Here is a 12,103-nt window from a genome sequence, read left to right as displayed (position 1 = left end):
CAACCCGTCGCCGGATCATCACCATGATTGTTCTCAGCGCTGACGACTGTCCGCAGGTTCCTCAACTCCGACTTCCGAAAGGAGTGCAGGGCTGGCCACCGTAAGGGGGCCGGTCTGATCGTCTGCCCGGGAACGTATCGCGGAAGCGCCTCAGCGGCGTCCACTCCCCGGCAGGCGGTCTTCGGCGGGCGCGGACGTGCCCGCCGTGCCGTCCGCCACGTGGAACCAGACCGCGTTGCCCGCCTCGTCGTCGTGGTGCGTGCCCTATCCGGACGCCATCGTCTCCACCAGGAACAGGCCGCGCCCGCCGTCGCTGTCGGCGTTGGCGGCGCGGATGAAGGGAACGCTCGTCGCGGACCCGTCGTCGATCACCTCGACGTGGACCATGCCGCCGCCGACGCCCAGGCAGACCATCACCGAGCCGCCGGGCGTGCGTCCCGAGTCGGAGTGGACGACGGCGTTGGTGACCACCTCGCTCAGCAACAGCACCACGTCGTCGAGGACGGCGTCGGCGATCCTCCCGGACAGGAGCTCGCGCACCCACAGACGCGCCGTGGAAACCGAGTACGGCGTGCCGGGGAACTCCGCGTGGGCGAGCAGGCGCAGAGCGCTCCAGCGGGCGGAGGCCGCCTGTTGTCGTTCGTAGCGGCAGACGGTCTGCCGGGACGCGCTCATGCGATTACCGCCGAGACGATGACGTCGGCCGCGTTGTCCGCCTCGGCCCATATCCACTGGCCTGGCCGCCGCAGCCGCGCCCACCAGGGGCGCCAGATGAAGGCCCACCCGCAGGCACGGCGGATGACCGTGATGCGAGTGCGGGTCTCACCCGCCGACCTGATCTCCAGGACCGGCCGCCCGCCGACGGGCACCACCAGCGAGGTACGGACACCGAGACCTCGCAGATCCAGGCCGAGCCGCACCAGGTGGATGAACTGTTCTCTCGGATCACATGCGCTCATGCCGTCGCCCTCTCGCCGTACGCCGAGTGTTCTACCGATTACGTTCCGGCGTCATCCTGTACCGTGACAGCCAAATTTGCAATGCCAATATTTGACGTTCTCCGATTGGAGTTTCAATGTCCGATTCAGTCAGATGCCCTACGATCACAACCGGCGACAAGGAGACGCGGTCATGACCACCAGCAGGCAGAGTCCTACCGTCAGGCGCCGTCGCCTCTCGGCTGAGCTGCGCCGTTTGCGCGAAGCAGCGAACATGACCGCCGACTTGGTCGCCGAACGCCTGGAGTGGTCACGGGGCAAGCTCAGCCGGATCGAAAACGCCCAATGGCAACGTCCCAACCCTCGTGATGTACGGGACCTGCTCGACGTCTACGGCGTCATCGACCCCGGGCAACGCGAAGCGATGATCACCCTTGCCAGGGAGTCCCGCCAACGCGGTTGGTGGACCACCTACAAAGACGTATTGGCCGGTAGCTACGTCGACCTGGAAGCCGAAGCCTCGACCATCTCCACCTTCGAGCCCCTCGTGATCCCCGGCCTGCTGCAAACTCCCGCCTACACGGCGGAGATCACCCGTGCGGCACTCGTGCGCGATCCCGCCGAGGTCGAACGGCGCGTGGCACTGAGAATGAAGCGCCAGTGCCTTCTCACTCAGGAAGACGCGCCACGCTTCTGGGCCGTCATCGATGAAGCCGCGCTGATCCGCCCGCTGAGCTCACTGCTCGTCGTCCGGGAGCAACTTCAACGGCTCATTGAAACCGAACCCTTGGAGCACGTCACCATCCAGGTCCTCCCACTCGCCGCCGGCCTGCACGCGGGCATGGCCGGTCAGTTCGTCATCATGGAATTCCCGGAGGACCCGAAGATCGTCTATGTGGAGACCGGAACAGATGGCCTCTATCTGGAAAAGCCACAAGAGCTTGCCCGTTATACGCTGGTCTTCCAGCATCTGTGCGCAACGGCTCTTGCTCCCGACGCGTCCCTCGCCTATCTGTCCGACATGATCGACAAATTGAAGTGAGGCACCCCCCTCATGAACTTCTCCCAGGCCACCTGGCGGAAGAGCTCACTCAGCCAGGGAACGACCGACAACTGCGTTGAGGTCGCCCTTGTCTCCGACCTTGTCGCCGTCCGCGACTCCAAAGACCCCGGCGGTCCCAAGCTCGTCTTCTCCTCGGCGGGCTGGGCCGCCTTCCTCGGCCAGGTGAAGGCCGGAGACTTCGACACGCGTCCCTGATCGCCGAAGAGGGGCCGTCACCCTCGTCCCGGGGTGCGGTGCCCGTGCGTCCAGCACCGCGCCCGCCGTCCGCAGCGGGTTCCCGATCTCGTGGCACGGGACGCCGCCGATCAACGCCGTACCCGCAGCGGAATGGTCGAGCCCGAGGTGATCCGGCCTGGGGCGATCGCGTTGGCGAAGATGGTCGGCACGGCCCGGGCGGCGGCGGGAGAGTTGACTTCGCACAAGGTGGCCCACTTGTTGACCGAGCAGGTGCGTTGGGATTTGGATCTGCTACTGAAGGCCGATGCCGGGCTGGGGTGCACCCGGTTGGAGTGGCTGGCCAAACCTGCGGTGGAGGCCTCCACCACTGCGGTGAAGGCCTCGATCGACAAGCTGATGTGGCTGCGCGCGATGGACGCCGACCAGTTGAACCTGTCGGCGCTGCCGAACGAGCGGCGCCGGTTCCTGCCCCAGGTGGCGCGCCGCTCCACCAACCAGAGGAGACGCTGCGCGAGGCCAACACCTGCGTCGTTGATCACCACCCAGATGTTGCCGCCGGCCGGGAGCCTGATGGGCGACGCGCGGCGGACATGGGTTGATGTACCGGATAAGGGGCTGTTATCCGGTACATCAGAGTCTGTGCGGCCCCTTCCTGCCGCATTCCAAGCCGCACCCCGATATCGACCTCCGGAAAGCCAGCAGGCCCAACAGTCGGCAGGACGCCATAGATGCATGGCCTCGGTCGCATCTAAACGGATGAGACCCGAGGAGAGCCTTGCATCCCGACCAACAACGCGAATTCGCCGAATTCGTGGCCAGCCGATCGGACAGCCTGATCAGGCTCGCCTACGTCCTGACCAACGACCAGCACGCCGCCGAGGACCTGCTGCAGACGGCGCTGATGAAGACCGCCGGACATTGGCGGAAAATCCGCGGCAATCCCGAGGCCTACGTGCGGCGGGTGATGTACCACGAGCAGGTCGGCCGCTGGCGAAGTCCCCGCTGGGGCCGCGAACGGGTGGTCCAGGCACTCCCCGAGCAGGCGATCGCCGACCGCACCGGCGAGGTCGAGACCCGCCTCACCCTGCAACAGGCGCTGCGCACCCTGCCGGTGCGCAAACGCGCGGTCCTGGTGCTGCGCTACTACGAGGACCTTTCCGAATCGGAGGTCGCGAAGATCATGGGCTGCTCGGTGGGAACCGTGCGCAGCCAGACCCATCAGGCGGTCGTCCGGCTCCGCGAGCTGGTCGGCGAACCCATCACCCTGGAGGCCTGACATGACCGTCAACGAGCAGAAGATCGCCGACGAACTGCGGCGGATCGCGGGCGAGGCCCGGCCGGTCGACGCGCTCGCCTACGCCTCCCGGGCGGCCACCGGATCATCGAGGCGCCGTCGGCTGTCGTGGTCGCTCGCCGGACTCGCGGTCGCCGCGGCTTCCGTGGCCGGCGTACTCGTCGTCATCCCCTCCGCCGGAGGTCAGGACACCGCCGCCAAGATCATCGAACTGCCGCAGAACACCCCCGAGCAACTGCGGGCGGTACGTGAGTGCATGCCCATGGGAGGCCCGGTACACGGCATGGACGGCAAGCAGCGGATTCCCGAGCACGGCAGGGCCGAGGACTTCCGCGTGCTGGTGGAGTACCGGGACGCGGTGGGGTCGACGGCACTCGTCGGCAGCACTGCCGGCTTCGTGTTCTGCACGCCGCAGAAGTACGAGGCGTTCGCCGAGCGCGCGGTGTTCACCTATTGGGGCTACAAGCCTCCCGGTGATCTGGCGGCTGGCCTGTCCGGAAGCCTCACTGTGGATGCCTACGAGGTGCAGACGGACTCACACGGCATGCGGGACGACGACCAGAGCGGCGGCTCCTACCGGGTCGTGGCCGGGCGCGTCGCATCCGGCGTGCGGCGGGTGGAGATCGACTGGGCAGGCGGGCAGCGCACCGATGCGCAAGTGGCCAACGGCTTCTTCGTCGGGCGGGTGCTCGGAACGACGGCTCCAAGTCCTGAAGGTGGCGTAGACGCCTCGGGCAAGCCCACGGTCCTCGACACCCCATCGGTCACCGTGACCGCCTACGACGCGATGGGCCAGGTCGTCGAGCAGGAGAAGGACATCACCTTCGCCTGGAGGGGCCCCGCCCACCGGGCCACTCCCACGAGCTGACCACCACCGCGGCGGGTCACCACCGGCGGGTCGAAACGTGACCCGAGTGCGTCAAGCACAGTTGTGCCCTGCGGAGACAGGGGCCCGCGGGGCACAACTGTCCACCAAGGGAGCGGCAGGAAGGGGCCGCACCGGCGCTGGCGTACCGGAGGACATGAGCTGAGCGCACGTCTCTCACCGAAGGCCACTCCTGCGGTCCGGCCGGTGACTACGCCCCGTAGACCGGCTCCGGCTCGGCCGCCTCGCTCAGGAGTTTCGCGACCGCCGCGCCGATCTCGGTGGGCTCCCAGCGGGCGCCCCTGTCCACGCGGGGGCCGTGCCGCCAGCCGTCGGCCAGCGAGACGGCGCCTCCCTCGACCTCGAACACCCGCCCAGTGACGTGGGCGGAGGCGGCCGAGCCGAGCCAGGCCACCAGTGGCGCCACGTTGGCCGGGTCCATGGCGTCGAACCCGCCTTCGGGCCTGGCCATCGTCGCGGCGAAGACCTCCTCGGTCATCCGGGTCCGCGCGGCCGGGGCGATCGCGTTCACCGTGACGCCGTAGCGGCCGAGCTCGGCGGCGGCCACCTGGGTGAGGGCCGCGATGCCCGCCTTGGCCGCGGCGTAGTTGCCCTGTCCGACGCTGCCGAGCAATCCGGCCCCGGAGGAGGTGTTGATCACGCGGGCGTCCACGGGCCCGTCCGCCTTCGCCCGCTCCCGCCAGTGCGCCCCGGCGTGCCGCAGCGGCAGGAAGTGGCCCTTGAGGTGGACCCGGATCACCTCGTCCCACTCCTGCTCGGTCATCGAGACGAGCATCCGGTCACGGACGAACCCGGCGTTGTTCACCAGCACGTCCAGCCGCCCGTAGGCGCTCAGCGCCACCTTGACCAGCCGCTCCGCGCCCTCCCAGTCGGCGACGTCGTCGCTGTTGGCCACCGCCCGGCCTCCCAGGTCGCGGATCTCCTCGACCACCTCCAGCGCGGGCCCGCCGGACCGGCCGTCCCCCCCGGGCCCGGTGCCGAGGTCGTTGACCACGACCTTCGCCCCCTGTTTGGCGAACTCCAGGGCGTGTTCCCGCCCGATGCCGCGCCCGGCCCCGGTCACGATCACCACACGTCCGTCGCAGATACCGCTCATCAAATCTCCTTGGGTGTGGAGACCCCGGGCTTCAGCCCCGGGGAGGGAGTCAAGCAGGTCCCTTTCGCCGTGATCATGCAGAGTTTTCCGGGAGTTCACCCGCCGTGTCCAGACGCGATCTCCCTCCAGGCGGGGATCTCGCCGCCGCCATGCAGGAGGATCTCGGCCCCGGTCACGTAGCCGGGGGCGGCCAGCCACAGGCACGCCCCGGCCACGTCCCCGGGCAGGGCCATCCGGCCCGCGGGGATGGTGGCGCCCATCCGCCTGACACCTTCGGGCCCGCCGTAGTGGCCGGCCGCGCTCTCGGTCTCGGCGAGCCCGACGACCACCGTGTTGACGCGGACGCGCGGCGCCCACTCGGCGGCCAGGCAGGCGGCCAGATGGTGCAGGCCGGCCTTGGCGGCGCCGTAGGCGGAGGTGCCGGGCGAGGGGCGCGTGCCGCTCGAACTGCCGATCATGACGACCGACCCGCCGGCCGCGTCCAGGAGCGGGTGGGCGCGCTGGGCGACCAGCAGCGGGGCGGTCAGGTTGAGTTCGACGATCCGGGCGTGCAGCCGCGGCGAGGTCCCGGCCAGCGGCGCGTACGGCGAGCCGCCCGCGTTGTTGACCACCGTGTCGAGCCGCCCGTGCCGCTCCTCGATCTCCCCGATCATCCGGTCCACCTCCGCCGGGTCCCGCACGTCGGCGGCGACGAACCCGACACCCGCGGGCAGCGCCGACGGCTCCTTGCGCGCGCACACGACCACCTGGGCCCCGGCCGCCAGGAAGGCCCCGGCGATGCCCGCGCCCAGCCCCTTGGTCCCGCCGGTCACCAGCACGACCGACCCGGCGTAGTCGTAGGAGATCCGCATGACGCCTCACCATCTTCCGCCCGGCCCGTCGCGTGCTACCGTACCAAGCAAGCGTTAGGTGCCAACAGTGAGGCGCGATGGGAATCACTCTGCATGGCGGCGGACCGGTCGCCGAGGTGGTCGTGGAGGTGCCCCCGGTCAACGCGTTGACCGTCTCGGGCTGGTTCGAGCTGGCGCGGGCCGTGCGGGAGGCCGGGCACGACCCCGGCACCCGCGCCGTGGTGCTGCGCGCGGAGGGGCGGGGATTCAACGCCGGGGTGGACGTCAAGGAGATGCAGGCCACCCCCGGGCACGCCGCGCTGGTCGGGGCCAACCGGGGGTGCTTCGCGGCGTTCGCGGCGGTGTACGAGTGCGAGGTCCCCGTGATCGCCGCCGTGCACGGGTTCTGCCTGGGGGGCGGCGTCGGGCTGGCGGGCAACGCCGACATCGTCGTGGCCAGCGAGGACGCCTACTTCGGCCTGCCGGAGGTGGACCGCGGCGCGCTGGGCGCGGCCACCCATCTGGCCCGGCTGGTCCCCCAGCACCTGATGCGCGCCATGGTCTACACCTGCCGCAACGTCACCGCCGCCGAGCTGCACGCCTTCGGCTCGGTGCTGGAGGTCGTCCCCCGCGACAAGCTGCGCGACGCCGCCTTCGAGGTCGCCTCCGTGATCGCCGGCAAGGACCCCTACGTCATCCGCCGGGCCAAGGAGTCGCTGAACGGCATCGACCCGATCGACGTCAGGCGCAGCTACCGGTTCGAGCAGGGCTTCACCTTCGAGCTCAACCTGATGGGCGCCGGCGACAGGCACCGCGAGGCGTTCGTCTCCGGGACGGACGGGACACCGGGCGAGGAGGCGCGATGACCGGCAAGGTGATGACGGTCGAGGAGGTCGTCGGATCACTGCGGAGCGGCATGACGGTCGGGATCGGCGGCTGGGGCTCGCGGCGCAAGCCGATGGCCCTGGTCCGGGCGATCTGCCGCTCCGCGCTCGAAGACCTGACGATCGTCTCCTACGGCGGCGCGGACGTCGGGCTGCTGTGCGCCCACGGCAAGGTCCGCAGGGTGATCGCGCCGTTCGTCACGCTCGACTCGATCCCTCTCGAACCGCACTTCCGGATCGCCCGGCAGAGCGCCGCCGTGGACTTCACCGAGTACGACGAGGGCATGTTCATGTTCGGCCTGCTCGCGGCCGCGCACCGGCTGCCGTTCCTGCCGACCCGCGCCGGCCTCGGCTCGGACGTGACGCGGGTCAACCCCGGCCTGCGGACCGTCCGCTCGCCCTACCCCGACGGCGAGGAGCTGATCGCGGTCCCCGCGCTGACCATGGATGTCGCCCTCGTCCACCTGAACCGGGCCGACCGCCGCGGCAACGCCCAGTATCTCGGCCCCGACCCCTACTTCGACGACCTCTACGCCAAGGCGGCCGAGCGCTGCTACGTCTCCTGCGAGCGCCTGGTGGACACCGCCGACCTGCTCAAGGAGGGGCCGGTCCAGTCGCTGCTGATCAGCAGGTCCATGGTGACCGGCGTGGTGGAGACGCCCGGCGGCGCCCACTTCTCCAGCTGCGAGCCCGACTACGACCGCGACGAGACCTTCCAGCGGGCCTACGTGGCCGCGGCCTCCGATCCGGAGGCCTGGAAGGCGTTCCGGAAGCGCTACCTGTCCGGCGACGAGGCCGCCTACCAGGAGGCCGTACGGCGGTCGCGGGAGGACGGGTGAGCGCCGGGCCGCGGCCGCCGCGGCGCCCCGGCGCCACGCCCGCCGCCATGTCCGGCACCGCCGGCACGACATCGGACCCCGGGAGGGACCTGTGACGACGATCACCGCCACGCGCGCCGAGGTGTGCGTCGTCGCATGCGCGGAGGCGTTCCGGGGGGACGGGGAGATCCTCGCCGCGGGCATCGGCGGCGCGATCACCGTGCTGGCCGCCCGGCTGGCCCGGCTCACGTTCGAGCCCGGCCTGATCACCCACGACGGGACGTGCCTGCTGACCGGGGACGTGCCGCCGCTGGGCGAGACGCCCGAGGTGGTCGAGGGCTGGCTGCCGTTCCGGGACCATCTGTGGCTGGTGCTCAACGGCAGGCGGCACGTCATGCTGGGGGCCAGCCAGATCGACCGGTACGGCAACAGCAACATCTCCTGCATCGGCGACTGGGCCCGGCCCCGCTCCCAGCTCCTCGGCGTGCGGGGCGCCCCGGGCAACACCGTGTGCGACCCGACCAGCTACTGGATCCCCCGGCACTCGCCCCGGGTGTTCGTCCCGAAGGTGGACATGGTCAGCGGTGTCGGCCACGACCGCGCGGCCGAGGCGGGGCCGAGCGCCTACCGCCACCACGACCTGCGCCGGGTGGTCACCGACCTGGCGGTCCTGGACTTCGACAGCCCCGACCACTCGATGCGCCTGGCCTCGGTCCACCCGGGAGTCACCGTGGCGGAGGTCGTGGAGAGGACCGGCTTCCCGCTCGCGGTGCCGGACGCGGTGCCCCAGACCCGTCTGCCGACCGCCGAGGAGCTCCACGTCCTGCGCGAGGTCCTCGACCCCGGCTCCCTGCGCGAGCGCGAGGTCCCCGACCCCGGCTCACTCGCCCCTGGTCCCCCCGGCCCCTCGCCGGACCGCCGGGCCCCCGGCTCCGGCGCCGGTACCCGGCACGGCCGTGAGGCCCCGGCATGACCTCCGGCCCACCGGCCGCCTCCTCCGGCGCGGCCGGCGCCTCGGACCCGTCCGGCATCGCACCGCCCACCCTGGCCACCCGGCTCACCGAGCTGGTCGGCTGCAGGTATCCCGTCGTGCAGACCGGGATGGGATACGTGGCCGGGGCGCGGCTGGCCGCGGCCACCTCCGGCGCGGGCGGCCTGGGGATCATCGCGGCGGCCACGATGACGGTCGAGCAGATGACGGGCGCGATCCGCGCGGTCAAGGAGCGGACGGACGCCCCCTTCGGAGTGAACATCCGCTCCGACGCCGACGACGCCCGCGAGCGGATCGACGTCATGATCCGTGAGGGGGTCCGGGTCGCGTCGTTCGCACTGGCCCCCAAGCAGGAGCTCATCGCCCGGCTGAAGGACGCCGGGGTGGTGACGGTCCCTTCGGTCGGCGCGCGCAGGCACGCCGAGAAGGTCGCCGCCTGGGGGGTGGACGCGGTGATCGTGCAGGGCGGCGAGGGCGGCGGGCACACCGGGGCGGTCCCGACCACGGTGCTGCTCCCCCAGGTCGTGGACGCGGTGGACATCCCGGTGATCGCGGCGGGCGGCTTCTTCGACGGGCGCGGACTGGTCGCCGCCCTGTCGTACGGCGCCTGCGGGATCGCGATGGGCACCCGTTTCCTGCTGACCTCGGACTCCACGGTCGGCGACCAGGTGAAGGAGGTCTACCTCGGCATGTCCGAGACCGTGGTCACCACCCGGGTGGACGGCGTCCCGCACCGCGTCCTGCGCACCCCCTTCGTCGACTCCCTCGAACGCTCCCGCATGCGCCTGCTCCGCGCGGTCGCCAACGGAGCCCGGTTCAGGCGGCTGTCGGGCATGTCCTGGGCCGGGATGATACGCGAGGGCCGCCGGATGAGACACGGCCGCGACCTGACCTGGGCCCAGGTCCTGCAGGCCGCCAACACCCCGATGCTGCTCCGTGCCGCCATGGTGGACGGGCGCGCGGATCTCGGCGTCATGGCCTCGGGGCAGGTCGTCGGGCTGATCGACGACCTGCCGAGCTGCGCGGAGCTGATCGGCCGGATCATGTCCGAGGCGCACGCCGTACTGGACCGCCTGCCGCGTCCGTGACCGGGCCGGGTAGCGCCTTTACGAAGTATGTCCGTTTTTGATACGGCGTGCTGGGGTGCGCTCGCGCTGCCGGTGCGGCGCTGTCCGGCGGGCAGGCTCTCGGGCACCGCCTTGCCGGGATCGGCGCCGCGCAGGCCGGCGCCGGGGTCTCCCGCGCGGCCGGTCGGCGCGGGCCGCACGGACGTCAGAGCCGGAGGTCCCCGGCGAGGATCTCGGCGGCGGCCTGGCCGCAGACCTTGGCCGACCCGTGGGTGGCGATGTGGACGGCGCCGAGGTCGGAGCGGCCGGGCAGGCCCATCTCGACCACGACGGTGTCCGGCCGGGCGGCCAGGAGGTGGTTCAGGGCGTCCGTCTGCCAGGGGTGGCGGTGGGCGTCGCGGACGACGAGGACCAGGGGGCGGTCCACCGCGGAGGCGAGCGCGGACTCGATCGCGCCCCCGGTGGCGGTCGAGGCGCTCAGGCGGGTCACCGTGGTGCCGGGGAGGAGCTTGCCGAGCGGCTCTCCGACGCCCCAGGGGGTGTCCTTCTCGATGGCGAGGTTCATCTCCGGGGCGAGCTCGACCACGTGGGGCGGAGCGGGCAGCGGGAGGACCGCCGACGCGGAGCGGCGGGTGATCCGCAGGGCGCGCCGGGCGGCGACCAGGCCGATCGGGACGTCACCGGGGCGGGCGGGCGCGGAGCGGCGGACGTGCCCCGTGGACGCCCCCCACAGGGCCAGCTCACAGACCCGGCGGGCCGCGTCGGCCAGCCGCTCCTCGGGGAGCCACCCCTCGATCACGGCGTCCACGATGGCGTCGCGGACCGCGATGGCGGTGTGCTCGTCGGCGTGCTCGCCGCCCACGCAGATCGCGTCGGCGCCCCCGGCGATGGCCCGCGCCGAGGCGCCGCCGATGCCGTAGGTGCCGGAGACGGCCGCCATCTCGATGCCGTCGGTGACGATGACGCCGTCGAAGCCCAGCTCGACCCGGAGCAGGTCGTGCAGCACCCGGCCGCTGAGCGTGGCGGGCATCGCGGCGTCGAAGGCGGGGACCAGCAGGTGACCGGTCATGACCGTGCGCACGCCCTCGGCGATGGCCGCGCGGAAGGGCCGCAGCGCCACCTCGTGGAGCTCCTCGGCGGTGGCCGCGACCAGCGGGACGCCGTGGTGGGAGTCGACGGAGGTGTCACCGTGGCCGGGGAAGTGCTTGGCGCAGGCGGCGACGCCGGAGGACTGCATGCCCCGGACCCAGGCGGCGGTGTGCCGGGAGACCAGGTCGGGGTCGGCGCCGAAGGAACGCAGGCCGATGACCGGATTGTCCGGGTTGGAGTTGACGTCCGCCGAGGGGGCGAAGTCGAGGTTGACGCCCGCCGCGGCGAGGTCGCGGCCGAGGTCCCTGGCGATCTCCTCGGTGAGGTCGAGGTCGTCGACGACGCCGAGAGCGAAGCTGCCGGGCCGGGTGCTCCCGGCCGCCGCCTCCAGGCGCGTGACCTCCCCCGACTCCTCGTCGATGCCGACGAGGACCTGCGGGTTCTCCGCGCGGAGCGCGGCCGTCAGGTCGGCGACCTGGGACGGGGTCGCGATGTTCCGGGAGAAGAGCACCACCCCGGTCAGACCGCCGGCGAGACGCCGACGGAGCCAGTCGGGCGGGGTCTTGCCCTCGAACCCCGGAAGGATCACCGTGTCCGCCAGACGAAGCAGCTCTGGGCCGCGCTTCATGCACCCTCCTCGCCTGACGGCCGGCCGGCTTCTCCGGCCGAAGACACGCAGACAAACTGTTGTTCCGGCGCCCCCGTGAAAGCGCTCTCAGAGGCTTGGGCGCCAATCTAATAGGAAACTTTCCTAATTGCTAGTGGGCTGACCATGGGGGTTTGACTCCAGGTTTACACATCAGAGTCGTTCATGGAACAGGCGAATCCCGACGAGGCCGGAACCCCGGCCGGGCGCGGCCACCACCCCGCGTGGCGGAACCGGCCGTCATCGCCGGGGTGGGAGCCGCCCGGGACCATGACGCGGACAGGGAGACCTGGGCCGCATTCGCCGCATCACCGATCCGCGTCC

Annotated in this window: 14 protein-coding genes; 8 read left to right on the top strand and 6 right to left on the bottom strand. The window is 71.4% G+C overall.

Annotated elements, in window-relative coordinates:
- Positions 1 to 264: 264 nt before the first annotated feature.
- A complete protein-coding gene (locus SROS_RS10020) occupies positions 265 to 675 on the bottom strand; it encodes an ATP-binding protein (RefSeq protein ID WP_012888804.1) in 411 nt (136 codons plus the stop codon).
- Positions 672 to 959: a hypothetical protein gene (locus SROS_RS10015; RefSeq protein ID WP_012888803.1), complete on the bottom strand. Its 288-nt coding sequence runs from the start codon at positions 957 to 959 to the stop codon at positions 672 to 674. The genes SROS_RS10020 and SROS_RS10015 overlap by 4 nt, the downstream gene beginning before the upstream one ends.
- Positions 960 to 1,131: 172 nt before the next feature.
- Between SROS_RS10015 and SROS_RS10010 the strand changes: the two genes are divergently transcribed.
- Both SROS_RS10010 and SROS_RS10005 read left to right on the top strand, forming a co-directional pair.
- Positions 1,132 to 1,980, top strand: coding sequence for a helix-turn-helix domain-containing protein (locus SROS_RS10010; RefSeq protein WP_012888802.1), 849 nt, complete (start codon positions 1,132 to 1,134; stop codon positions 1,978 to 1,980).
- Between the two features lie 12 nt (positions 1,981 to 1,992).
- Positions 1,993 to 2,196 carry a DUF397 domain-containing protein gene (locus SROS_RS10005; protein WP_012888801.1) on the top strand — a complete coding sequence of 68 codons (204 nt, stop codon included), beginning with the start codon at positions 1,993 to 1,995 and terminating at the stop codon, positions 2,194 to 2,196.
- A 110-nt stretch (positions 2,197 to 2,306) separates the two neighbouring features.
- On the opposite strand, the gene SROS_RS10000 is transcribed toward SROS_RS10005, so the two are convergent.
- Positions 2,307 to 2,717, bottom strand: coding sequence for a hypothetical protein (locus SROS_RS10000; protein WP_148269006.1), 411 nt, complete (start codon positions 2,715 to 2,717; stop codon positions 2,307 to 2,309).
- Positions 2,718 to 2,953: 236 nt separating this feature from the next.
- Here SROS_RS10000 and SROS_RS09995 point away from each other — a divergent pair, with 236 nt between their 5' ends.
- Both SROS_RS09995 and SROS_RS09990 read left to right on the top strand, forming a co-directional pair.
- Complete coding sequence (locus SROS_RS09995; RefSeq protein ID WP_012888799.1) at positions 2,954 to 3,454, top strand: SigE family RNA polymerase sigma factor; 501 nt, start codon at positions 2,954 to 2,956, stop codon at positions 3,452 to 3,454.
- A 1-nt stretch (position 3,455) separates the two neighbouring features.
- A complete protein-coding gene (locus SROS_RS09990; protein WP_012888798.1) occupies positions 3,456 to 4,340 on the top strand; it encodes a hypothetical protein in 885 nt (294 codons plus the stop codon).
- A 208-nt stretch (positions 4,341 to 4,548) separates the two neighbouring features.
- Here the strand turns inward: SROS_RS09990 and SROS_RS09985 are convergent, their stop codons facing one another.
- On the bottom strand, positions 4,549 to 5,454 hold the full coding sequence (locus SROS_RS09985; protein WP_012888797.1) for an SDR family oxidoreductase: 906 nt from the start codon (positions 5,452 to 5,454) through the stop codon (positions 4,549 to 4,551).
- Between the two features lie 95 nt (positions 5,455 to 5,549).
- A complete protein-coding gene (locus SROS_RS09980) occupies positions 5,550 to 6,305 on the bottom strand; it encodes an SDR family oxidoreductase (protein WP_012888796.1) in 756 nt (251 codons plus the stop codon).
- A 77-nt stretch (positions 6,306 to 6,382) separates the two neighbouring features.
- Here SROS_RS09980 and SROS_RS09975 point away from each other — a divergent pair, with 77 nt between their 5' ends.
- From SROS_RS09975 to SROS_RS09960, 4 genes are all read left to right on the top strand, one after another.
- Positions 6,383 to 7,150 (top strand): enoyl-CoA hydratase family protein, encoded by a 768-nt coding sequence (locus SROS_RS09975; RefSeq protein WP_012888795.1) that lies wholly within the window; start codon positions 6,383 to 6,385, stop codon positions 7,148 to 7,150.
- Positions 7,147 to 8,007 carry a CoA transferase subunit A gene (locus SROS_RS09970; protein WP_012888794.1) on the top strand — a complete coding sequence of 287 codons (861 nt, stop codon included), beginning with the start codon at positions 7,147 to 7,149 and terminating at the stop codon, positions 8,005 to 8,007. Before SROS_RS09975 ends, SROS_RS09970 begins: the two co-directional genes overlap by 4 nt.
- Before the next feature lie 91 nt (positions 8,008 to 8,098).
- Positions 8,099 to 8,959, top strand: a complete 861-nt coding sequence (locus tag SROS_RS09965; RefSeq protein ID WP_012888793.1) for a CoA-transferase subunit beta — start codon at positions 8,099 to 8,101, stop codon at positions 8,957 to 8,959.
- Positions 8,956 to 10,065 carry an NAD(P)H-dependent flavin oxidoreductase gene (locus tag SROS_RS09960; RefSeq protein WP_012888792.1) on the top strand — a complete coding sequence of 370 codons (1,110 nt, stop codon included), beginning with the start codon at positions 8,956 to 8,958 and terminating at the stop codon, positions 10,063 to 10,065. The genes SROS_RS09965 and SROS_RS09960 overlap by 4 nt, the downstream gene beginning before the upstream one ends.
- Positions 10,066 to 10,249: 184 nt before the next feature.
- On the opposite strand, the gene SROS_RS09955 is transcribed toward SROS_RS09960, so the two are convergent.
- Positions 10,250 to 11,761, bottom strand: a complete 1,512-nt coding sequence (locus SROS_RS09955) for a glycoside hydrolase family 3 protein (RefSeq protein WP_012888791.1) — start codon at positions 11,759 to 11,761, stop codon at positions 10,250 to 10,252.
- Positions 11,762 to 12,103: the final 342 nt, after the last annotated feature.

Source organism: Streptosporangium roseum DSM 43021 (genome assembly GCF_000024865.1).
Taxonomy (GTDB): domain Bacteria; phylum Actinomycetota; class Actinomycetes; order Streptosporangiales; family Streptosporangiaceae; genus Streptosporangium; species Streptosporangium roseum.
Note: the sequence above shows the minus strand (reverse complement) of the source record. Positions and strands in the feature narration are given on the sequence as shown.